The sequence below is a fragment of the Bradyrhizobium sp. 192 genome (assembly GCF_023100965.1).
GTDB lineage: Bacteria > Pseudomonadota > Alphaproteobacteria > Rhizobiales > Xanthobacteraceae > Bradyrhizobium > Bradyrhizobium symbiodeficiens.
Map to the genome: position 1 here is coordinate 7,783,250 of NZ_CP064690.1, position 21,908 is coordinate 7,805,157.

Consider the following 21,908-nt stretch of genomic DNA (forward strand, 5'->3'; position numbering starts at 1 on the left):
CCGAGGAAATCCCCCAGAGGTGAGAACCCTCACCCGCCGCGCTCTGCGAGCGCGTCGGCCTCTGCCGCAAGCGGGAGAGGCGGAGCAAGCCCGCAGGCCGCCGCCGTGAAAGCAAATGCGATTCCCCTGCAGGCAAGAGTGAAGGGAACGAAGCAGTGCGGAGTGACCGACCGCTCAGCATGTCAGTCCTCCTTCGGCGTCAGGTCCCGCTTGCCGTGATAGCCGCGCTTGGGACGGCGCGGCGGACCGTAGCCGCTCGCCTCGGCCTCGTTGCGCTCGCGCGCCTCCTCGCTGCCGGTGCGCTGCACCAGCACGCGGCGGCCCTTGCGGTCAGCGATCACGTCACGTTTGCTGGCGGGCTTCTTCTCGCGCGGCACCCCATCGTCGCCAGCCGAGGCAGACTTCTGCGGCACGTCGAACTGCGCGCCCGACTTCTCGATGATCTTGTCGCCGAGCTGGTCGCGCAGCACGCGCGACTTGATCTCCTCGACCTCGCCTTCGGGGACTTCGCCGAGTTGGAACGGGCCGTAGGAAACACGGATCAGCCGGTTCACCTCGAGCCCGAGATGCGCGCAAACATTGCGCACCTCGCGGTTCTTGCCTTCGCGGATCGCGAACACCAGCCAGACATTGGCGCCCTGGTCGCGCTCCAGCGTCGCGTCGATCGGGCCGTATTTGACGCCCTCGATCTCGACGCCGTCCTTGAGCTCGTCGAGCTGCGCCTGGGTGACGTCGCCATGGGCGCGAACGCGATAGCGGCGCAGCCAGCCGGTGTCCGGCAGTTCGAGCGTGCGCGCGAGCCCGCCGTCGTTGGTGAGCAGCAGCAGGCCCTCGGTGTTGAAATCGAGCCGGCCGACGCTGATCAGCCGCGGCAGGCCTTCGGGCAGATTGTCGAACACGGTCGGACGACCCTCGGGGTCGTCATGCGTGGTCATCAGCCCGCGCGGCTTGTGATAGAGGAACAGCCGCGTGCGCTCGCGCTCCGGCAACGGCTTGCCGTCGACCAGAACGACGTCGTTCTTGGTGATGTCGAGCGCGGGCGAGTTGATGACGCGACCGTTGACGGTGACACGGCCCTGCGTGACCATCTCCTCGGCATCGCGGCGCGAGGCCAGCCCGGCGCGAGCCAGCGCCTTGGCGATGCGCTCGCCGGCCTTCTTCGGCTTCGGCTCTTCCTCCCGGCGCGGGCGGCGATCGGAATCACGATCGCGCTCGCGATAGGCGCCGCGGCCGCCGAAGGCGGGGCGCTTCTCGAAGATCCGGCTCTCGTCCTCATTTTCACGGCGGGGACGATCGCCGAAGCGGCCCTCGCTGCGCGGATGCTCATGCCAGTCAGAACGGCCTTCCGAGCGCTCGCGCGGCCGGTTGAATTTCGGCCGGTCGCCGCCGCGGTCGCCCTCGCCGTCGCGACGGGGCCGGTCGAACTTTGGACGATCGTCGCGGGGGCGATCGAATTTCGGCCGCTCGCGGAACGGACGATCGCCCGTTGCGCGATCGTCGCGCGAACGCGAGAAGCGCGGACGGTCATCGCCGCCTTCGCGCTTCTGCCAGGGCTTGTCCCCGCCGCGGTCGCGGCCGCCGAAATCCTTGCGCGGCCCGCGGTCGCGATCCGGTGCGCCTCGCGAAAACTTTCGCTCGCCGTCGAACTTGCGCTCCGGACGGTCGCCGCGCGGCGCACGATCACCGCGATCGAAATTCGGGCGATCTCCGCGCGGCTTGAACGGGCGCTTCTCGCCATCACGCGAGGAGCGATCCGGTGCTCCGCGCGAAAACTTCCGCTCGCCGTCGAACTTGCGTTCCGGACGATCGCCCCGCGGGGCGTAGGGCTTCTTGTCGCCAAACTTTCTGTCACCGGTCCGGCCGGCGGGGCGGGAATCGTCGCGATCCCGGCGCGGCGGGCGGTCGTCGCGGCCAAAGGAGGGGCGATCACCACGCGGCTTGAAGGGGCGCTTCTCGCCATCACGCGAGGAGCGATCGGAGAAAGGCCGGTCGCCATGCGGCTTGAAGCTGCGCTCGCCGCGATCTTCCCGGGGCCGGTCGTCGCGGTTGAATTTCGGCCGCTCGCTAAAGTCGCGGCGCGGGGCATCGCCGTCCGCGCGGGGGCGGAACGGACGGCTGTCGCGGTCACCACGGGGTGGGCGGGCGTCGCTCCTGCCCTCGGGGCCGCGCTTGGCGAATTTCTTGTCCGGGCCGCGCGGCTTGCCGGACCGGCCCTTCGGCGGTCCCTTGTGCGGACCTCCCCTTGCCGGGCCTCGCCGGCCGCGGGAATCGTTGTCTTTGTCGCTATCGCGAGGCATGAATGATCTCACTCGAGGGGGTGGCCGTTAGGCATTGTGCGCGCTCGTTCGGAGCCGCAGGCCCAGGCAAAACCGGTAAGCACTTCTGCTGAAGGCGCAGCTACTAGCAGGTTTCTTGCGATGATACGAGGCTTGAAAGCCCCCTCTTTCATGGATTTGGCGCTTCTGGCGGCCGAAAATGCCGGAAAAGCGGGCGAAGTTCCTGTTGGCTGCGTGGTGGTCCGCAATGACGAGGTCATTGCCACCGCCGCCAACCGGACGCTGACCGACCGCGACCCCACCGGCCATGCCGAAATCGTCGCGCTGCGCGAGGCGGCGAAAAAGATCGGCAGCGAGCGCCTGGTGGACTGCGACCTCTACGTGACGCTGGAGCCCTGCACCATGTGTGCGGGCGCGATCTCGTTTGCAAGGGTGAGGCGGCTCTATTACGGCGCCGCCGACCCCAAGGGCGGCGCGGTCGAATCAGGCGTGCGCTTCTTCGCCGCGCCGACCTGCCACCACGCGCCGGACGTCTATTCCGGCGTCGGCGAGAGCGAGGCGACTCGGCTGCTCAGGGAGTTCTTTCGGGAGCGGCGGTGACGGCTTCCGTCATTGCAGGCGCAGTGCGTAGCCCGGATGAGTGCAGCGACATCCGGGATCGCCGCGAAAGATGTCCCGGGTGTCGCTGCGCTCACCCGGGCTACGAGGAGAAGAACTCGCGCAGCGCCTTCGCGGTCGCGTCAGGATTCTCCTCGGTGAGGAAGTGGCCGGAATCGACCGGCATGCCGCTCACATTCGTCGCCCATTGCTTCCAGGTGTCGAGCGGCGTCGCAGCGGCCTGCGCGATGCCGACGCCACCCCACAATGCCAGCATCGGGATCGTGATCTTCTTGCCGGCTTCGAAATCGGCCTTGTCGAGATCGTAGTCGAAATAGGCGCCGGCACGGTAATCCTCGCACATCGCGTGGATGCGGGCGGGATCGCGGAACGGGGCGAGGTAGTGCTCGAGCGCGCGCGGGTCGATGGCATCGAGCGTCTTCGATTTGGTCTGGCTCGCCATCTTGAAGCGCAGGAAGAACTCGCCCTGCCCTGCGATCAGCGTCTCCGGCAGCGGCGCGGGCTGGGCCAGGAAGGTCCAGTGATAGATCTTCAGCGCGTAGGCGCGGTTCATCCGCTCCCAGTAATTATAGGTCGGCAGGATATCGAGCACCGCGAGCTTCGACAGCCGGCCGGGATGGTCGAGCGCCAGCCGATACGAGACGCGGCCGCCGCGGTCGTGGCCGGCCAGCGCGAAGTGCACGTGACCGAGCCGCTCCATCGCTTCCACCATCGCCTTGGCCATGGCGCGCTTGCTGTAGGGGATGTGCAGCGCATCGCTCTCGGGCATGTCGGACCAGCCATAGCCCGGCAGATCCGCAATGATCAGCGTGAAGGCGTCAGCCAGCTCAGGCGCCACGCGGTGCCACATCACGTTGGTCTCGGAGAAGCCGTGCAGGAGCAGGAGCGGCGGTCCCTTGCCGCCGACGCGGGCGAAGATGCGGCCGAACGAGGTATCGATCCATTCGGACGCAAAGCCCGGATAGAGGTCGGCGAGATCGGACATCTTGTTGCATCCTTGTCGGGTCAGGCTGGGCCGGCCCCCGACCCCCAAAAGTGCGAAAACAACCCCATGCACAGTACCGGTATCATCATCGGGGCCACTAACCCCAAAAACCCATTGCACATTCTGGCGGGCTGATGTGGCGATCCGGTGACGGCGACCGCGCCAAGCGAGCTCTGGACGAGCCCTCGGCCAGCTCTCGACTAGCCTTTGGCCTTCTCCGCCTCCACCGCCTGCCAGCCGATGTCGCGGCGGCAGAAGCCCTCGGGCCAGCGGATGCGGTCGACGGCCTGATAGGCGCGGGCCTGCGCCTCGGTCACGGTCGCGCCCAGCGCGCAGACATTGAGCACGCGGCCGCCATTGGCGAGGATCGCGCCGTCCTTCGCGACCGTGCCGGCGTGGAAGATCTCGACATTGTCGACCTTCGCGGCGTCGTCGAGCCCGTCGATCCGCGTGCCCTTCTGATAGTCGCCGGGATAGCCCTTCGCCGCCATCACCACGGTGAGCGCGGTTTCCTTGTGCCAGCGCAGGTCGAAATTCTTCAGCTGCCCGTCGCAGGCGGCGAGCAGCGCCGGCACGATGTCGCTCATCATGCGCAGCATCAGCACCTGGCACTCGGGGTCGCCGAAGCGGACGTTGAACTCGAACAGCTTTGGCCCCTGCGTCGTCAGCATGATGCCGGCGTAGAGAATGCCGCGGAACGGCGTGCCGCGGCTCTTCATGCCGGCGACCGTCGGCAGGATGATCTTGGCCATGATCGCGTCGTGGATCTGTGGCGTCACCAGCGGCGTCGGCGAATAGGCGCCCATGCCGCCGGTGTTCGGCCCGACATCGTGGTCGAACACGCGCTTGTGGTCCTGCGCCGAGGCCAGCGGAATGGCGGTCTCGCCGTCGCACAGCGCAAAGAAGCTGATCTCGCGGCCCGGCAGAAACTCCTCGATCACGACTTCAGTGCCGGCCTCGCCGAACGCGCCCTCGAACATCATGGCGATGGCGTCCTCGGCCTCTCGCACGGTCTTGGCAACGACGACGCCCTTGCCGGCGGCGAGACCATCGGCCTTCACCACGATCGGCGCGCCCTGGCTCTGCACATAAGCGCGCGCGTCCTCGGGATTGGTGAATCGCTTGTAGGCGCCGGTGGGAATGCCGAATTCGGTGCAGAGCGCCTTGGTGAAGCCCTTGGAGCTTTCGAGCTGCGCCGGAATTTTGTTGGGCCCGAACGCCTTGATGCCGGCCGCCGTGAGATCATCGACGATGCCGGCCGCCAGCGGCGTCTCCGGCCCGACCACCACGAGCTCGACCTTGTTCGTCTTGCAGAACGCGATCACCGCCGCATGGTCGGCCACATCGAGCGCCACGCATTCGGCCTCCTTCGCGATGCCGGCATTGCCCGGCGCGCACCAGAATTTGGTCACCAGGGGGGAGGCTGCGATTTTCCATGCCAGGGCATGTTCGCGGCCGCCGGAACCGAGGAGGAGAATGTGCATCGAGGGCTCAGAAATGACGGGTTTGCTGGGGGCGGAGGTCGCACGAATCCGCGTGGGGCTCAAGGGGTGTTGCCCCGAACTCCCCGGCATTCCGGGCCGCGCGCCTTGGGCGCGAGCCGACTTCATCGGGCCATGCGCAGGCTAGTCGGTGACGCTCCGGAAGCTACCCGGCGAAACCACTAACGTTGCGGAATACGGACATTTAGATTTTACCAAGCCTATGGCTGCTGCCGTCTGACGTGCATTCCACGCGTAGGCAGGCGCCGCGTGCTATATTCTGCTAGTTACAAACCAGCTGAGAGGAGAGCAGATGCCGTCTTTGCGTGGAGCGAAGGTGTTCCGGTCGGGCGTCACCGCAAGCCGATGGAACTTCGAAAACGACAGCGTTATCGTGAACAACTTCAGCGAAAGGGAGCCATCGCTGCACTTCAAATTCGAACTTGCTTCGAAGGGCGGTGGCACAACCGAGGTCTCGTTGAGAATGAGTCCGTCATGTTTCGACGCCATCTTAAACCAGATGTACAAGGTCGCGCCGGAAAAGACTGCCGCACTAATGGCCCGTCAGATGAAAGAGCATTTTTGGCCGGAAACCACATAATGTCTGTCAACAGGATTTGACGCCATGCACACGAAGGCTAAAGCAACAGCACACCAACTTGAAGAGATCACCTCTCAGCGAATGCGCGGTTGCCGCGTGATCATTCACCGAGACCCCATGTACGGCTGGGGTGCAAACCTTATCGCCTCGCCCGCGCAGGCGATTTCGTTGAATGGCGAACTGCAGCAAATTGTTGCCGAACTTCGTTACCGTTACGATTTGTCCGACTGATCGCCCACAGCCCATGTTGCCTGCCCTGACGAAAACCTGCATCTTCTGTGGTCCGAACTGCGGCCGTCTCACGAAAGAGGATGTTTGGCCCACGTGGCTTGGTCAATACGTTCCTAAGAACGGCACAAGCTACAGTGCGTCAAGCACCGTCGTTCATGACGACCGTCCCGCAGACGTAGATCGTAGGAACATCAACGGCGACTCGAAGTCTAGGCGCGTTAAGCTGGTTTGCGCTGATTGCAACAATGGTTGGATGAGCAGGCTCCAAGAGCGCGCAAAGCCTGTGGTTCTTCCGCTAGCAATAGGACGATCAACATCGATCGGGGTTGATGCACAAGGGACCCTCGCGGCGTGGTGTGCCATGTCGGTCATGACGTCGGACCACTTTTATCCCGACCGTGCGGCGATCCCGCAACAACATCGCGACGCACTTATGAACGTTGGCATGCCCCCAGCGGCACAATGGAAAATCTGGATCGGCCACTATGAGCGAGGCGACTGGGTGGCAGACTGGGTCAAGAATGCCTTGGCAATCTCAAGCGAAGCCCATCCGGCGCGGCATCTGCCAAACGGGCTGCCAATACCGAATACTCAGACGACCACACTGGTATTCGGAAAGCTGTACGTCCACGCAGTAAGCTCCGTTCATTCGGATATAATTGACATGACAGGGAGTCCAAGCAGCAAATTAGTTCGGCTCTTTCCACTTGGTGGGAGTGCCATTGAGTGGCCGCAGAAATGCATGACTGACAGGGACGCGGACGATGCTGCAGGCTTTATAATGAATGCGCTCGGCAACGCGAGCACGCGATAGGAAGGGTTAGGCTTCAATCACTACGAAACCTGCTACAAAAGCAGACTAGTCGCGAACAATAGCCTAGCATTTTTAACGCTTGAGCGGTGGGCGCGCCCCGTTCCGACCCAACTATACCCTGATCTGAATCCAGCAACCTATCTCACCGCGCCGTGGCTTCCGCCGTAAGGTTCATCGCAAAAATACGGTGACAGTGCACTGAATCAGCCAAAGCATCTGTTACGCGGTTTAGTGCACTGTCACCGCACTACATTCGATCATGGTCGAGCGTAGGGTTAGGTCTCTTCGTTACTCATTATCGCGCATGGTCGTCGGAGCACAGTGAAATGAACATCAAGAAGGACGGCAAGGGTCAGCCCTACATCGAATGGGAGATCGGTCCGGGCGGTTTTAAACGAGCATGGATTCAGCACCGTGAAGCAGACAAAGATTGGGCCGGCACAGGCCGGTACCTCAATGTTGTCCGGGTCGATGAATTCGACAAGGGGCCTTCCGGCAATGCGACCGACTTTCCAATCTTCTCACAATTATCAGATGAACAAATCCTCATCGCATTCGTGTCGTCAGTTTGCGCGATCACTGGCTGCGCTCTGATGGACCGGTAATAATGCGTCCGACATCGCGTCGTCCGATTGATACGGTATTACCGTAGCAGTGCACTAATTTCCAAAACCAGCGCAGTTGATACCATTTTGTGCGCTTTCACCGTAATTTCCTCGCTTCCAGAACGTCGACATTACGTACAACGACCAAACGCACTGATCGCGGCCTCCGCCAGCCTCTTGCACGGCAGGTGGAGGCGAAGCCGCAACAATTCAAAGAAATAGAGCTGGATCAGTCGCTCGCTGCGCGAGTCGAACGACGAAAAGCTTCCCTTGTGAAACAAGGCATGGCGACGTTCGTACACCGAACGGAATTCCAGGTCATCGTAGGCATAAGTCTTGTTCTGGCCGTAAGCGTTTCCGATCTTGGCGGCAACACCATCGCCCTTCGTCTGGGCAATCATCTCAAGCGAGATCCAGTAGAGACTGAACCTGAACCACTCATCGCGCTCCTGAACGGCCCGCCCAAACACGTTCTGAGCGAACAGAATGCTGTCCCTGGCTTCTTCGGGTAGCGCCAGGATGGCATCGAGAGTTTCGCTCAGGATTGCGGGATCGTTGAAAGCGACGAACTCGTAGGGGTGTGGGACCCGGAAAGCGTTGCTGACGGAGGTCTCCTCAAGCGTTGCGGCGACGAGGACCTGATCGCTGATGTGATCGAGACAGATGGTGCGACCGGCAAGCGAAGCGAGCAACCCGAGAACCACATCGCGGGTGCGCATGGCCAGAAAGTAGTCATTGAACCCCTCGCGCGCGACGCATGGCGAGAAGAGAACCATGTAGCAAGCATCGGGCAAAGCGAATTTGCGTTGATCGGCGAACAGATTGAGGCCCGGATGAACAGCGATAACGCGATGATCGAGGTGCAGCACCTCCCGGTTCTTCATGTCTGCAATCACGAAACCAAACGGGTGCCAGCTCTTGCGACCGACGGACAGCCCGGAGAACAGCTTCGCCAAGTCATCCTTGAAGGAAGGATCGACCGAGTAATAGGAAAACAGAGTGGCCTGAAACCGGGGGTCCTTGGCCGCATAGCGTTTTGCAACCTGGATGAAATAATCATCCTTGGCGGATGGTGTCGTGGTCTCGTCCGTCATGCTGCTGGCTGACCGTTTTGGCGAGGTTCGCTGCGGCCGGGATTATTTAGTTCTCCACAGGATGTGCCTGTGAATAGCCGGGATAAGCCCGACGATTAACCCTTGCCGGCGGCAAGGCATGGTCAACTAACAGTTGACGATTCGGGGAGGACCGCCAGCTTGCGACTGGCGGCCCCGAATTGCCCGCGCAATCCAGCCGGACTGCGGGCCAATTGCTGATGTTCACAGCGCCAGCATTACATTCGGTCACCACCGACAGGTCAAGTCCGGCTTTCTTCAGTTGGAAAGAAAGTCGAATGGCTACCTATAAGAACGGAAACTACTTGCAACAGTCGAACAGTGACGCGTTCGATCAGGATCACGGGCCGGGAACTGCAGCTCCCTACGCCGGTATATACCGGTGCATGGGCTGCCATCGCGAGATTGGCATTGCTGCCGGCCACATCCTCCCGCCGCAAGGTCACCACGCGCATACGCCGGCGCAGGGCTCGATCCGCTGGCGCCTGATCGTTTACGCGGACCACGATCCGAAGTGAGCGTCACGAAACGGAGTCCGGTGAGAGCCGGACTTCTCGCTCCATCGGAGCGGCGCCAATTGGTAAGCCCGTAGGATGGGTTGAGCCCTTGCGAAACCCATCGCTCTTGTTTCGTGACAAGATCGCGTCATGACCGCGTACCGCCGCAACTTCATTCCGGGTGGGTGCTTCTTCTTCACCGTCAATCTGGCGGAGCGGAGGCTGGCGTTGCTGACGGATCATATCGCGGTGTTACGCGGGGCGTTTCGCGAAACGCACCGACGCCATCCATTCACCATCGATGCCATCGCGGTGCTGCCTGATCACCTTCATATGGTGTGGACTTTACCAAAAGGTGATGCCGATTTTGCCATGCGCTGGCAGTTTGAGCTGCTGCCGGTTTGATGGACACCGAGATTGGGTGTTTCATGAAGCCGGAGGTGGTCATGCAGAGACGGAAGTTCAGTCGAGAGTTCAAGGTCGAGGCGGTCAAGCTTGTCAGGGAACGAGGGTGTCGGTGGCGCAAGCCGGCCGCGACCTGGGGGTTCATGAGAACGTGCTGCGCAAATGGGTGAAGGAGTTCGGCTCCGATCCCGTTCAGGCCTTCCCCGGCCACGGGCAAATGAAGCCTGAGCAATTGGAGATCGAGCGGCTGCGGCGCGAGGTCACCAAGCTGAAGGCGGAGCGGGACATCCTAAAAAAGGCCGCTGCCTACTTCGCGAAGGAAGCGACATGAAGTTCGGCTTCATCGCGAAGCACCGGACCATCTGGCCGGTGGCATGGCTATGCGAAGCAATGGGCGTATCGCGGTCGGGCTTCCATGCCTGGCTGAACCGATCGCCCAGCGCCAGATCCCGAAGCGACGAGACGGTAGGCCAGAGGGTCAAGGCGAGCTTCGTTGCCAGCGACCGGACCTATGGCGCACGGCGCGTCTGGAGAGACCTTCTGGCAGACGGCGTCGACTGCGGCCTGCATCGAATCGAGCGGCTGATGCGCCTGCAGGCCTTGCGGGCGAGACCAAGGCGCCGGCGCCTGCCGAAGGACGAAGGCGACCGGCAGATAGCGAACGTGCCGGCGAACCTTCTGGATCGTCAGTTTGTGGCTGAGCGGCCGAACCAGAAGTGGATCGCCGACTTCACCTACATCTGGACCGCCGAGGGCTGGCTCTACGTGTCGGCCGTGATCGACCTGTTCTCGCGCCGTGTGGTCGGCTGGTCGATGAGCTCTAGTATGACAGCGCAATTGGTTGCCGATGCCCTGTTGATGGCAGTCTGGCGCCGCGGCAACCCGGATGCTTTGATGCATCATTCCGATCGCGGCAGCCAATACGTCAGCGAACAGTTCCAGCGCCTGATGGCCGACAGCGGGATCGTTTGCAGCATGAGCCGATCCGGCAATGTGTGGGACAACGCGGCGATGGAGAGCTTCTTCTCGTCGTTGAAGACCGAGCGCACCGAGCGCAAGACCTATCGCACCAGGAACGAGGCAAGAGCAGATGTGTTCGACTACATCGAGCGGTTCTATAACGCCGTCCGGCGTCATTCGACCATCGGCTATCTCAGCCCCGTTGAGTTCGAGCGTAAGGTGGGATTAGCTTAACCTGGTGTCCATCAAACCGGCAGCAGCTCAGTTGATCAAATCCAGCTTTTCGCGCGGTCTGCCACGCAACGAGGGGATATCCCAAAGCCGCTCGGCCAAAGGTGAACGGGGCATTTGGCAGCGCAGATATTGGGAGCATACCATTCGGGACGAAGTCGATTTCGCGCGGCATGTCGACTATGTTCATATCAATCCGGTCAAGCACGGGCTTGTCAACCGGGTACGTGACTGGGCGCCCTCCTCGTTTCATCGCCACGTCAAGCTCGGTAATTACCCGGCCGATTGGGCCGGGGATCAGTCGGATGACGGCCGCGATTACGGTGAACGAGGATAGAGAAGCGATGGGTTTCGCAAGGGCTCAACCCATCCTACGAACTGGCACCATAATCCCAATCATGCCAATCCGGAGCTTAGTTTGGTTCACGTCCCTATGATCTCCCCCAAGACATTGGAGCAGAGTGGTCGCCTGCCACTCCGTGACAAGCCTGCCCGTTTTGCAGTCGGTGATCCTGCAGGGGTCAGTTCAAACTCTTGGCGCGTTTGGAAGCAAAAGCAGGACCTATACATCGCATGCCGGGATAACTTTCGACAAACGAAGGTGAGCCTTCACGCGTCTGGCCGATGGAGGATGGGATTCACAACCGAAGCCATAGCTGAAGCACCGCATTTGCTGGGCAACAACGAAGACCGGGCTTGGGAAGTTTGGGATAGGCCCGAAGAAACACTTCCTTCAACCGTTGCTGCGTTTCATCTGATTTTCGCGACATCCGAGCTTGCGGTTCATCCGAAACAACGAGTAACGCCCGATTGGAAGGACGTGATTTTTGTCGAGGCCGCTCCCAGAGGTAAGGCGACCATCGCAACCTTGTTCATCACGAGTGCAACGGCGCGTCTTCAACACGAAACTGAACCATCGTTCGTGCTAGGTACTTGGGCGCTCGCTGATAGCCGATGTGCACAGTTGGTATTTCACGGCGACCCCGAAGGTACACTTCCAGAATTGATCGCGAATTCTGTCCGCTCAGCGCGCGATGCGACCATGGCAAAGGGAGTTAACATCCCGGAGGGGGCCTATGGCTATTTTCTCGGACATCGGGAGAATGGTGCTCGCTTTCTCTTGGGAGCCAAGATAGGGCAAGGAGTTGCGGGTAGCCCGTAGGATGGGTTGAGCCCTTACGAAACCCATCACACTTGTTTCTTGAACATCCGGAAAGCTAAACCGATCGGGCGCCATCCGCGCTTCGTCGTGAGTTGCAGTCGGATGACAACCGCCATGACCGAGAGCCGCGATGGGTTTCGCAAGGGCTCAACCCATCCTACGAAGCGTCATTCCGGGGCGCGCGTAGCGCGAACTATGGTGCGCACTTGCGCACCTGAGAATCCATTGAGCGGCAGCAACAGTGGTGAAATGGATTCCGGGCTCGCGCCCAAGAGGGCGCGCCCCGGAATGACGGCGCAGAAAGCAGGATTCGCGCTTGCCGGCGAAAAGCCTTAACGTCGGGTCTGACCCCAAAATGCCGAATCGTTTGCCGATGCCGCCTGCGGAACCCCTGCTCAACGCCCCCGAATTCACCGTTTCCGAGCTCTCCCAGTCCCTGAAGCGGACGGTCGAGGACGCCTTCGGCCATGTCCGGGTCCGCGGCGAGATCTCCGGCTTCCGCGGCGCGCATTCGTCCGGCCATTGCTATTTCGCGCTCAAGGACGAGAGCGCCAAGATCGAGGCGGTGATCTGGAAGGGCGTGCACGGCCGGATGCGCTTCAAGCCCCAGGAAGGGCTCGAGGTGATCGCCACCGGCAAGCTCACGACCTATCCGGGCTCCTCGAAGTACCAGATCGTGATCGAGGCGCTGGAGCCGGCCGGCATCGGCGCGCTGATGGCGCTGATGGAGGAGCGCAAGAAGAAGCTCGCCGCCGAAGGCCTGTTCGACGAGGCCCGCAAGCAGCTGCTGCCGTGGCTGCCGGAGGTGATCGGCGTCGTGACGTCGCCAACCGGCGCCGTGATCCGCGACATCCTGCACCGGCTGGAGGACCGCTTTCCGCGTCACGTGCTGGTGTGGCCGGTGAAGGTTCAGGGCGAAGGCTCGGCCGAGCAGGTCGCGGCCGCGATCCGCGGCTTCAATGCGCTGCCGGAGGGCGGCAGGATTCCGCGGCCCGACGTGCTGATCGTCGCGCGCGGCGGCGGCTCGCTGGAGGACCTCTGGTCGTTCAACGAGGAGATCGTGGTGCGGGCAGCAAGCGAGAGCATGATCCCGCTGATCTCGGCGGTGGGGCACGAGACCGACATCACGCTGATCGATTTCGTCGCCGACAAGCGCGCGCCGACACCGACGGCCGCGGCCGAGATGGCGGTGCCGGTGCGCAGCGATCTCTTCGTCGAGGTCGCCGATCTCGGCCGCCGCACCCGCGCCTATTGGCAACGCAGCCAGGAGAGCCGCCGCAACGAGTTGCGCGCCGCCGCGCGCGCGCTGCCGGCGGCCGGCGATCTGCTCGCCATTCCGAGGCAACGGCTGGATTCGGCGGGCGCGTCCCTGCCCCGCTGTCTCAAGGCCAACACGCATGCGCATTTCCGCAGGTTCACCGCCGCGAGCTCGAAGCTGACGCTGCGGGTGCTGCACGGCCAGATCTCGCAGGCCGACCACCGGCTCACCGTGTGCGGCGAGCGGCTTGGCCTCTCCGCGCGCTCGCTGCTGCGGCGCCGGCGCGACCGCTTTGCCGGGCTCGAAATTCGCCTGCGCGCCTCGAAGCTGTCCAACGCGCAGGCGCAGCGCAACGCCATTGCCCGCCAGCGCGAGCGCACGCATCGCCTCAGCGAACGCGCCGGCCGCGCGCTTCTCACCTTGCTGCAGCGGTTGGAGGCCCGCGTCGACAACAGCGGCAAGCTGCTCTCCGCGCTGTCCTATCGCAGCGTGCTCGCGCGCGGTTTTGCTTTGGTGCGGGACGAAGCGGGACATCCGCTGCATGCGGCCGACAGCATCGGTCCCGGCGCACGCCTCGAGATCGAGTTCGCGGATGGACGTGTCGGCGCGACGGCGGATGCGGATCGTGCAGCTCCAACGGCCAAGCGCGCGCCGGCGCAGGCCAAGCCGGCGGCGCAGGAGGCCAAGCCCGCGCCGAAGCGCGTGGCCAAGCCGGTGGATCAGGGCAATTTGTTCTGAGGCGCGATGGCGCTTCAATCTCGGTGTCATTCCCCGCGCAGGCGGGGAATCCAGTACGCCGCGGCCTATCGATTCAGTCACAACCGTCTCGGAGTACTGGATCGCCCGGTCAAGCCGGGCGATGACGGCGCGTGTTGAGCATGAGTTGTAGCCCGCATGAGCAAAGCGATATGCGGGAATGGTTGTCCCGGATGTCGCTTCGCTCATCCGGGCTACGGCACCGTCATGCCTACCGGCACGACAATCCCGCGTCGATCGTGGTCCAGAAGCCGCAATGGTCCGGCGCGCGCTGGGGGGCGCCGGCGTGGGCCTCGTAGAGGAAGATCGCGACGGTGAAGACGGCCAGTGCGGAGGCGAGAGTGAGGCGGTTGCGCATGAGGATTGCGTTTAATCGACATCGTGGTCGAACTAAGGCGCCGTCACCGGCTGAAACCCGCATTGCGCGCGATCCGTAGATTCCCGGTCGGCCATCAAGTCCGTGCAGGGCGGTGGTCGATGCGGGCTGCTCGCCTGAATTGTTCCTCGGGCGGCCCCGCTTTTGGAGCCGAAAAATGTAGCCCGCATGAGCGCAGCGATATGCGGGACCACTCGCCCCGGATATCGCTTCGCTGATCCGGGCTACGGAATTACCGCGCCAGCCATTGCGCGACGTCCCTCTGCGACTCCGCGCGCGCCTCGGCATCCGTGCCGAGATGGCCGTGCTCCGGCGCGGCGGCGTCGTTGCTGCCGCCGGCTGCATGCAGCTGCGTGCTGGCGCGGTCGAAATCGTGATCGGCGCCGGGATAGACCACGATGCGTGCGAGCGCGCTACGGCCATGCGCGCCCTCGACCATCTGGCGGCAGGCCGGCGGCGAGGAAACGTCGTCATTGCCGCCGATCAGCACCAGGGTCGGCACCCGCGTGCTCCAGCCGAGACCGGCGGAGATCCGGCAGTCCGGATAGAAGGCGACCGCGGCGCGGAAATCCGGCCCAAGCTCACGCGCCGCGCTCTGCGGTCGCACCGCCCAGAGCAGCGCGCTCGCGCCAGTGGCCCAGCCCATCAGGCTGACGCGGTTGCGCGCCACCCAAGACTGCTTCATCAGCCAGGCGTGCGAGGCCGCGATATCGATGACGCGCTCACGCCGCGCCTTGAAGTGCATCTCCTTGACGCGGCATTGCGGCCCGAGATCGCGCGAGCCATAGCTGTCCGGCAGCAGCACGGCATTGCCCGCCCTCAGCAGGCGCTCGGCCCAATCGCGATAGCGCGGCAGCACGGGATCGGAATGGCCAGCGAGGCCGCCGCAGCCGTGCAGCGCGATCACGGCCGGAAACGGCCCCGCACCTTCAGGCTTGTAGAGCTGTGCATGCAGCACGCCCGACGCCAGCGGAATGTCGACCGGCTGCGGCGCCGGCGCGGCATGCGCGGCCGACATCAGCAGTGTCAGGAACAGGGCGGTCAGTCGAAGGCGCATCGGAGTCTGCCATGGGAGATGCCTGATACAGCGATCCTTCGCCCAAGCACCAGAGCCATTTCCGTTCCGATGGAATCGGAACGGGGCTCTCGATTGTTATTTTGACGCGGTTTCTTCACGCGAACCGGTTTCCACTTCGCTCGAAAACGCTCTATCACGCGGGCACGGCGGCAAAACATCACAAACCGGTGGGTTTAACGGGCGGACAAGCCACCCTATCTATGCTACATCCCATCCAACACATCGTGCCCTCCAGGGTTTCCCTTTAAGGTTTTCCTTTAAAGTTTTCCTGGAAGCGGCCTTCCACGGAGACTTTCGACCGTGCTGAACAAGTTCGGCCCCTCGGGCCATGGCGAAGCGCAAGTGCAATATCTCGACGGCGACTTCCGCGTGATCTCGCCGGGGACCTTCGTGCGCTGTGCCATCACCGACACGCGGATTCCGCTCGACGAGCTGAAATACTGGAGCGTGGATCTGCAGGAAGCCTACGCCACGCCCGCCGCCGTGCTGCAGCGGCACTTCCCGGGCGCGCCGAAACCGGCGTGACGCTTCGGCTGGTGGCGAGGGCTGCGGACGGCCATTTCATCGAATTCTCCTGATCGCCGGAGATCGATAGAAGTCTTGCGATGAATGTCGCCTGAATGATGGTGCCGTAGGGTGGGCAAAGCGCAGCGTGCCCACCACCTGTCTCCGAACACAAAAGATGGTGGGCACGGCGCAAGAGCGCCTTTGCCCACCCTACGGGATCCGCACCAGAGGCGAGATCAGCGCCTGGAGAACCTTCGCTCGCGCGCCTTGTAGAGGTGATCGCTGATCAATTGCCGCAGCTTTGCCGGGTCGTCGAATTCGAGCTGAACCGCGAACGGCACGATTCCATCGGGCACGCCCTCGCTGCCGCGCAGGCGCGCTAGGTCCTTTTCCGTCGTCACCAGCGTCAGCTGCTCGCGCTCGGCATCCGCCGCGAGCGCTGCGATCTCCTCGCGGGAGAACATGTGGTGGTCGGCAAAGGGCCGCGTGCGCGCGACCTCGATGCCGCCAGCGCGAAGGGTGCGGAAGAAGCGCTCGGGATCGCCAATGCCGGCAAAGGCGAGAACATTTTTGCCGAACAGCTGCGCGAGCGAGGCTGCATCCGGCTTCAGGCGCGCGCGCAACTCCGGCTTGTCGCGCTTGGCAAGCTCTGCCGCAACTTCGTTGGCGGCACGACCGTCGCCGATCAGCACCAGCGCATCGGTGCGGTCGAGCTGCGCCTTCAACGGCGCGCGCAGGGGACCGGCGGGAAATACCTGGCCGTTGCCGAGGCCGCGCTCGCTGTCGATCACGATCAGCGAGGCGTCCTTGAGCAGGCGCGGGTTCTGGAAACCATCGTCCATCAGGATGACGGTGGCGCCTTGCGACTTCGCCAGCGCAACGCCGTCGAGGCGGTCACGCGCGACGGCGACCGGGACGTCGCGCGCCATCATCAAGGGCTCGTCGCCGATGTCGGCCGCGGTGTGGCGTGTGCGGTCGACCATGACCGGACCTTGCAAGCGCCCGCCATAGCCGCGGCTGAGCACCACCGGGGTCTCGCCGAGTTCGCGCAGGAGCCTGGTCAGTGCCAGCACGGTCGGCGTCTTGCCGGCGCCGCCGACGTGATAATTGCCGACGCAGATCACGGGGATACCGGCATCCGCGCCCTGGCGCAGCATGCGCCGTTCGGTGATCGCGCCGTAGAGCGCTCCGAGCGGCCATAACGCGTAGGACGGGAGGGAACGTGGCCGGTACCAGAAGGCCGGCTCACGCATTGGCGGCTCCCATCTCGATCCGCAGCTGCAGCAGATAGGGCTCGAGCGCGGCCATGGTGCGGTTGAGCGCGCCGCCGAGATCCTCGACCACGCCCGAGCCTGCGCGCTGCATCTTGTCGCGTACCGTCGGCTCGGCCAGCAGCAGGCCAAGCTGCTTGACCAGCGCCTCCTGCGTGTCGGCCTGGCGTGCACCGCCGCGCGCATCGAGCGCCTCGTAGACATCGGCGAAGTTGAAGACGTGCGGACCATGCACGATCGCGGCACCGAGCTTGATCGCCTCGATCGGGTTCTGGCCGCCATGGCGGATCAGCGATCCCCCCATGAACACGATCGGCGACAGCCGGTAGAACAGGCCGAGCTCGCCCATGGTGTCGGCGACATAGACGTCGGTGGTCGCGGTCGGCAGTTCCTCGCGCGAGCGCAATGCCGGCTTCAGGCCCGAGGCCGTGATCAGGCCCGCGATCGAGGAGCCGCGATCGGGATGGCGCGGCACGATCACGGTGAGGAGCTGCGGGAAGAAGCCGGACAGGCTGCGATGCACCGCGACCAGCATCTCGTCCTCGCCCGGGTGGGTCGAGGCCGCGACGATGATGGGGCGCCCGCGCGTCATCGCCATCAGCCGTTCGAGCTTGGCGGGATCGGCCGGCGGCGCCGGCACATCGAGCTTGAGGTTACCCGTGGTGACGACGTCGCGGCCGCCGAGCGTGGCGAAGCGTTCGGCATCGGTCCTGGATTGTGCGAGGCAGACGTCGAAGCGCGACAGCAGCGCCGAGATGGTGCCCTGCATGCGCCGCCAGCGCGGGAAGGAGCGCGGCGACATCCGCCCGTTGATCAGCACCATCGGCACCCGGCGCGTCGCGCCCGCCAGGATCAGGTTCGGCCACAGGTCGGATTCGATGAACAGCGCCAGCGACGGCTGCCAGTGATCGAGGAAGCGCGCGACATAGCGCGGCGAGTCATACGGCACGTATTGATGAATCACGTCGGGCGGAAAGCGCTTTGCGACCACGGCGGCCGAGGTGACGGTGCCCGAGGTGAGCAGGATGCGCAGATTGAGATCGCGCAGGCGCTCGATCAGCGCCGCCGCGGCCAGCACCTCGCCGACACTGGCGCCGTGGATCCAGACCAGCGGGCCATGCGGCCGCACGTCCCGGGACAGCCCTCGCCGCTCGCCGACGCGCGCGGGATCCTCCTTGCCCTGCTTCAGCCGCCGCCTGATCAGTGCGGGCGCAAGCGGCACGAGGCCGGAAGCAAGGCGACGATACAGCCGCAGCGTCAGCGGCAGCGAGCCAGGCAACGACTTGGGAAGCAGCTTAGCCATCTTGGGGCCCAGGACGGCCGAGTTGCGCATAGGCGCGGCGGGTCGCCTCGTTCAGCGTCTCTTCCAGCTCCAGCCGCAACGCTTCCATCATGGCGGCGTCGGCATCGGCGGGAACGTGGATTTCCTTGATGCCGACCAATGCGCCCCGCCCGAATGGAAGATTGATGGTGGTGCGGTCCCAATTCTTGAGCCGGACGAAGCGGCTGGTCGCCATCGCGAAAGGCATGATCGGCCGCCCCGATTCCCGTGCCAGCATGATAATGCCGAGCCCGGCCACGCGCGAGCGCTTGGGGACGTCGGCGGTCAGCGCGACATTACAGCCGGCCTGGAGCGTGCGCACCATTTCCTTGAAGGCGCCGACCCCGCCCTTGCGGTGGAAGGCGCCGCCATGATCGCCGGAACCGCGGATGGTGCCGATGCCGAGCCGCTCCGCGGCGATCGCATTGAACTCGCCGTCGCGATGGCGGGAGATCAGCACCTTGGCGCGGTAGGAGGCCTTGTCCTGGTTCTTGATGAAGGGCGTGAGGAAGTGCTGGCCGTGCCAGAACGCGAAGATCGCAGGGAGCTGCGGCTCGACCCGCGCATAGACGTCGGGCGGATCCAGCGTGAATTTGTTGGTCCGCCAGACCAGACGCAGATATTCGGCCGCCAGAACCCCGACGGCACGCTGAAACCAGCTGCTTCGCAGCGTATTGCGAAGCAGCTTTTTCAACGCGCCGGTTCTTGATTCGGGTCGAGCAGCCGGTGGAGATGGACGATGAAATAGCGCATCTGCGCATTGTCGACCGTGCTCTGCGCCTTGGCCCGCCAGGCGGCATGCGCGGTCGCATAATTCGGATAGAGGCCGACGACCTCGACGTCGTCGAGATTCTTGAAGGTGTTTTGCGTGAGATCGACGAGCTCGCCGCCGATCACGAGGTGAAGCAATTGTTGCGGGGCACTATCTGGCATGAGTTCTGTTCCTAACGGGCTGCCCGGCAAAGCAGTGTTCGAGAAGCACGACAAAAAGCGCTTTAGGCCAAGGGACGGTTTCGAAAATGCGCGACAATGCCCGCATGACGATCGCGTCCCGCTGCCACCAGCACCCCGTGCGCCACTTCCCGGCGGTTATAGAGGATGGGTTCTCCGGAGAGGTCGCTCATCCTACCATCGGCTTCCTGCACGATCAAATCGGCCGCCGCAAGGTCCCAATCATGGCTGTTGCCCCCCGCAAAAGCCGCATCCAACGCGCCATGGGCGACCCGGCACAGCCGCAGCGCGAGCGAGCCGATTCGCGGATGAAGCTTGATCTCGCCGCCCGAGCTGTTGAGCCGCTCGACCATCGGTTTCGGGCCGGCGACACGGGAGAAGTCGAGCGCGGATCCGGGCGAAGCCTGCACGGCTGCGCCGTTGAGCGTGGTGCCCTGGCCGCGCGCGGCGAAGAAGAACTCGCCGCTGACAGGCGCGAACACCGCAGCCAGCACCGGCGCCGTATCCTGGACCAGCGCGACGCTGACGCACCAATCGTGGTGGCCATTGAGGTAGTTGCGCGTGCCGTCGATGGGATCGACGATCCAGGTCAGCCGCCGCGACAGCCGCGCGGCATCGTCGGCGCTCTCCTCCGAGAGCCAGCCATAATCCGGCGTCGCGCCGCGCAGGCGCGCTTCGAGCAAATCGTTGACGGCGATGTCGGCTTCCGACACCGGCGAGGACGCGCCCTTGGTCCATGTCTTCAATTCGGTGCGGAACATCGACTGCGCCAGCGCGCCTGCTTCGCGCACCGTGTCCTGCAGCAGCGCCCTGTCGCGCGTCAGGATGGTTTCGCCGGGGGCGTTCGCCTCAACGTCCGCCAAGCGTCAATCCCTCGATGCGCACCGTCGGCGCATTGATGCCATAGCGGAACTCGAGATTGTTCGCGGGCTGCATCGACTTGAAGATCTCGAACAGATGGCCGGCGATCGTCACCTCGCTGACGGGATAGGTGATCTCGCCGTTCTCGATCCAGAAGCCGGAGGCGCCGCGGCTGTAATCGCCGGTGACGCCGTTGACGCCGGAGCCGATCAGATCGGTGACGTAGAAACCTTGCTTGATGTCGGCGATCAGCTCAGCCGGGGTCGGCGTGCCGGGCTCGAGATGCAGATTGTAGGGCCCTGGCGAGGGCGACGACGAGACGCCGCGATGGGCATGGCCGGTGGTGGTGAGGCCGAGTTCGCGCGCGGTGGCGCAGTCGAGCAGCCAGGTCGTCAGCACGCCCTCGTCGATCAGCGCGATCTTCTTCACAGCCACGCCCTCGGCGTCGAACGTCTGCGAGCGCAGGCCGCGCTTGCGCAGGGGATCGTCGATGATGCGGATGTTCTTCGCAAACAGCTGCTGGCCGAGCTTGTCCTTGAGGAAGCTGGTCTTGCGGGCGATCGAGGCGCCGTTGATGGCGCCGACGACGTGACCGACCAGGGAGCCGGCGACGCGCGGATCGAACACGACGGGCACCTTGCAGGTCTCGACCTTGCGCGGATTGGAGCGCGCCACGGTGCGCTCGCCGGCGGAACGGCCGACGATGTCAGGCGACAGCAGGTCGGCGCCATGCGGCGCCGAGGTGAAGTCGTAATCGCGCTCCATGCCGGTGCCTTCGCCCGAGATGGCGGTGGCCGAGATGCCCTGGCTGGAGCGCAGGTAAGAACCGTGGAAGCCGGTCGAGGTGACCAGCACCATCCCGCCCATGCCCGCGGACGCCGAGGCGCCGCCGGATTTGGTGACGCCCTTCACCGCAAGCGCCGCAGCCTCGGCTTCGAGCGCGCGGCGCTCGAGCTCGGAGGTCGCGGGCACATCGGGATCGAGCAGATCGAGATCCGGGAAGTCGCGCGCGAGCAGCGATGGGTCCGCGAGGCCGACATATTTGTCGTCGGGCGCGACGCGCGCCATCGCGACCGCGCGTTCGGCAAGCTTGGTCACGGCATCGCCGCTGACGTCGTTGGTCGAAACTACCGCCTGGCGCTGGCCGACCAGCACGCGCAGGCCGACGTCGTCACCCTCGGAGCGCTCGGATTCCTCGACGCGTCCATCGCGCACCTCGACGCCTTGCGAGACGCCGCGCACCGCGACCGCGTCGGCCGCATCCGCGCCGGCGCGCTTCGCCGCCTCCACCAGCCGCTGCGCCAGATCCGACAAAGCGGACTGGTCGAACAGGTCGCGGCTGGCCTTTGACCCCTTGGAGGAATCCTTGGACGAAAGCGTCGAGCTTGCGGATGGTGAAGAGTTCACGAACGAAATCCTGTTGGGGCGGGGGTTCGGGACCGGAACCCACAGATGTGCCCTGATCGCGCGGACTTCAAGCATTTTCAGCCTGCCAGAAGCTCAGATTCGCACCTTTGACGCAACGTCTCGTCAATCATGCGCGCCAAGGTC

21 protein-coding genes and 2 pseudogenes are annotated in these 21,908 nt (G+C 64.1%); 11 read left to right on the forward strand and 12 right to left on the reverse strand.

The features are described 5' to 3' along the window. Nucleotides 1-182: 182 nt before the first annotated feature. Nucleotides 183-2,297, reverse strand: a complete 2,115-nt coding sequence (locus tag IVB24_RS36580; protein ID WP_247771455.1) for a pseudouridine synthase — start codon at nucleotides 2,295-2,297, stop codon at nucleotides 183-185. Between the two features lie 120 nt (nucleotides 2,298-2,417). Between IVB24_RS36580 and IVB24_RS36585 the strand changes: the two genes are divergently transcribed. Next, a complete protein-coding gene (locus tag IVB24_RS36585; protein WP_247771456.1) occupies nucleotides 2,418-2,876 on the forward strand; it encodes a nucleoside deaminase in 459 nt (152 codons plus the stop codon). 100 nt (nucleotides 2,877-2,976) lie between these two features. On the opposite strand, the gene IVB24_RS36590 is transcribed toward IVB24_RS36585, so the two are convergent. Both IVB24_RS36590 and purD read right to left on the reverse strand, forming a co-directional pair. After that, on the reverse strand, nucleotides 2,977-3,879 hold the full coding sequence (locus tag IVB24_RS36590; protein WP_247771457.1) for an alpha/beta hydrolase: 903 nt from the start codon (nucleotides 3,877-3,879) through the stop codon (nucleotides 2,977-2,979). Between the two features lie 200 nt (nucleotides 3,880-4,079). After that, nucleotides 4,080-5,363, reverse strand: coding sequence for a phosphoribosylamine--glycine ligase (gene purD, locus IVB24_RS36595; protein ID WP_247771458.1), 1,284 nt, complete (start codon nucleotides 5,361-5,363; stop codon nucleotides 4,080-4,082). 310 nt (nucleotides 5,364-5,673) lie between these two features. On the opposite strand from purD, the gene IVB24_RS36600 reads away from it, so the two are divergent. From IVB24_RS36600 to IVB24_RS36610, 3 genes are all read left to right on the forward strand, one after another. After that, the gene (locus IVB24_RS36600) at nucleotides 5,674-5,961 is read left to right on the forward strand and encodes a hypothetical protein (protein ID WP_247771459.1); all 288 of its coding nucleotides are present in this window, start codon (nucleotides 5,674-5,676) and stop codon (nucleotides 5,959-5,961) included. A 24-nt stretch (nucleotides 5,962-5,985) separates the two neighbouring features. Beyond that, the gene (locus tag IVB24_RS36605; RefSeq protein WP_247771460.1) at nucleotides 5,986-6,192 is read left to right on the forward strand and encodes a hypothetical protein; all 207 of its coding nucleotides are present in this window, start codon (nucleotides 5,986-5,988) and stop codon (nucleotides 6,190-6,192) included. A 1,140-nt stretch (nucleotides 6,193-7,332) separates the two neighbouring features. Beyond that, the gene (locus IVB24_RS36610; protein ID WP_247771461.1) at nucleotides 7,333-7,611 is read left to right on the forward strand and encodes a hypothetical protein; all 279 of its coding nucleotides are present in this window, start codon (nucleotides 7,333-7,335) and stop codon (nucleotides 7,609-7,611) included. A gap of 131 nt (nucleotides 7,612-7,742) precedes the next feature. Here IVB24_RS36610 and IVB24_RS36615 read toward each other — a convergent pair whose 3' ends face one another. Further along, complete coding sequence (locus tag IVB24_RS36615; RefSeq protein WP_247771462.1) at nucleotides 7,743-8,705, reverse strand: hypothetical protein; 963 nt, start codon at nucleotides 8,703-8,705, stop codon at nucleotides 7,743-7,745. Nucleotides 8,706-9,001: 296 nt separating this feature from the next. Between IVB24_RS36615 and IVB24_RS36620 the strand changes: the two genes are divergently transcribed. The 6 genes and pseudogenes from IVB24_RS36620 (at nucleotide 9,002) to xseA (ending at nucleotide 13,974) form a co-directional block, all read left to right on the forward strand. Next, nucleotides 9,002-9,241: a hypothetical protein gene (locus IVB24_RS36620; protein ID WP_247771463.1), complete on the forward strand. Its 240-nt coding sequence runs from the start codon at nucleotides 9,002-9,004 to the stop codon at nucleotides 9,239-9,241. 129 nt (nucleotides 9,242-9,370) lie between these two features. Continuing rightward, nucleotides 9,371-9,625: a hypothetical protein gene (locus tag IVB24_RS36625; protein WP_346771350.1), complete on the forward strand. Its 255-nt coding sequence runs from the start codon at nucleotides 9,371-9,373 to the stop codon at nucleotides 9,623-9,625. A 41-nt stretch (nucleotides 9,626-9,666) separates the two neighbouring features. Continuing rightward, a pseudogene (locus IVB24_RS36630) lies at nucleotides 9,667-10,819 on the forward strand (IS3 family transposase). A gap of 28 nt (nucleotides 10,820-10,847) precedes the next feature. Next, a pseudogene (locus tag IVB24_RS36635) lies at nucleotides 10,848-11,153 on the forward strand (transposase); the annotation flags it as partial. Between the two features lie 294 nt (nucleotides 11,154-11,447). Then, entirely contained in the window at nucleotides 11,448-11,978 is a 531-nt protein-coding gene (locus IVB24_RS36640; RefSeq protein ID WP_247771464.1) for a hypothetical protein, read from the forward strand. Between the two features lie 355 nt (nucleotides 11,979-12,333). Further along, the gene (xseA, locus tag IVB24_RS36645) at nucleotides 12,334-13,974 is read left to right on the forward strand and encodes an exodeoxyribonuclease VII large subunit (RefSeq protein WP_247771465.1); all 1,641 of its coding nucleotides are present in this window, start codon (nucleotides 12,334-12,336) and stop codon (nucleotides 13,972-13,974) included. Nucleotides 13,975-14,203: 229 nt separating this feature from the next. Here xseA and IVB24_RS36650 read toward each other — a convergent pair whose 3' ends face one another. Further along, a complete protein-coding gene (locus IVB24_RS36650) occupies nucleotides 14,204-14,350 on the reverse strand; it encodes a hypothetical protein (RefSeq protein ID WP_101635014.1) in 147 nt (48 codons plus the stop codon). A 250-nt stretch (nucleotides 14,351-14,600) separates the two neighbouring features. Further along, nucleotides 14,601-15,425, reverse strand: a complete 825-nt coding sequence (locus IVB24_RS36655) for a dienelactone hydrolase family protein (RefSeq protein WP_247771466.1) — start codon at nucleotides 15,423-15,425, stop codon at nucleotides 14,601-14,603. A 321-nt stretch (nucleotides 15,426-15,746) separates the two neighbouring features. Between IVB24_RS36655 and IVB24_RS36660 the strand changes: the two genes are divergently transcribed. Further along, the gene (locus IVB24_RS36660) at nucleotides 15,747-15,971 is read left to right on the forward strand and encodes a DUF2093 domain-containing protein (RefSeq protein ID WP_140482753.1); all 225 of its coding nucleotides are present in this window, start codon (nucleotides 15,747-15,749) and stop codon (nucleotides 15,969-15,971) included. Between the two features lie 218 nt (nucleotides 15,972-16,189). On the opposite strand, the gene lpxK is transcribed toward IVB24_RS36660, so the two are convergent. The 6 genes from lpxK to IVB24_RS36690 form a co-directional block, all read right to left on the reverse strand. After that, nucleotides 16,190-17,206, reverse strand: a complete 1,017-nt coding sequence (lpxK, locus tag IVB24_RS36665; RefSeq protein WP_247771467.1) for a tetraacyldisaccharide 4'-kinase — start codon at nucleotides 17,204-17,206, stop codon at nucleotides 16,190-16,192. Next, entirely contained in the window at nucleotides 17,199-18,557 is a 1,359-nt protein-coding gene (locus IVB24_RS36670; RefSeq protein ID WP_247771468.1) for a 3-deoxy-D-manno-octulosonic acid transferase, read from the reverse strand. Before IVB24_RS36670 ends, lpxK begins: the two co-directional genes overlap by 8 nt. Further along, nucleotides 18,520-19,239 carry a lysophospholipid acyltransferase family protein gene (locus IVB24_RS36675; protein ID WP_247771469.1) on the reverse strand — a complete coding sequence of 240 codons (720 nt, stop codon included), beginning with the start codon at nucleotides 19,237-19,239 and terminating at the stop codon, nucleotides 18,520-18,522. Before IVB24_RS36675 ends, IVB24_RS36670 begins: the two co-directional genes overlap by 38 nt. Then, on the reverse strand, nucleotides 19,236-19,478 hold the full coding sequence (locus IVB24_RS36680) for a DUF4170 domain-containing protein (protein ID WP_094973099.1): 243 nt from the start codon (nucleotides 19,476-19,478) through the stop codon (nucleotides 19,236-19,238). Before IVB24_RS36680 ends, IVB24_RS36675 begins: the two co-directional genes overlap by 4 nt. A gap of 62 nt (nucleotides 19,479-19,540) precedes the next feature. Beyond that, nucleotides 19,541-20,359 carry a 3'(2'),5'-bisphosphate nucleotidase CysQ gene (locus IVB24_RS36685; protein ID WP_247771470.1) on the reverse strand — a complete coding sequence of 273 codons (819 nt, stop codon included), beginning with the start codon at nucleotides 20,357-20,359 and terminating at the stop codon, nucleotides 19,541-19,543. After that, complete coding sequence (locus IVB24_RS36690) at nucleotides 20,346-21,764, reverse strand: TldD/PmbA family protein (protein ID WP_162308357.1); 1,419 nt, start codon at nucleotides 21,762-21,764, stop codon at nucleotides 20,346-20,348. Before IVB24_RS36690 ends, IVB24_RS36685 begins: the two co-directional genes overlap by 14 nt. Nucleotides 21,765-21,908: the final 144 nt, after the last annotated feature.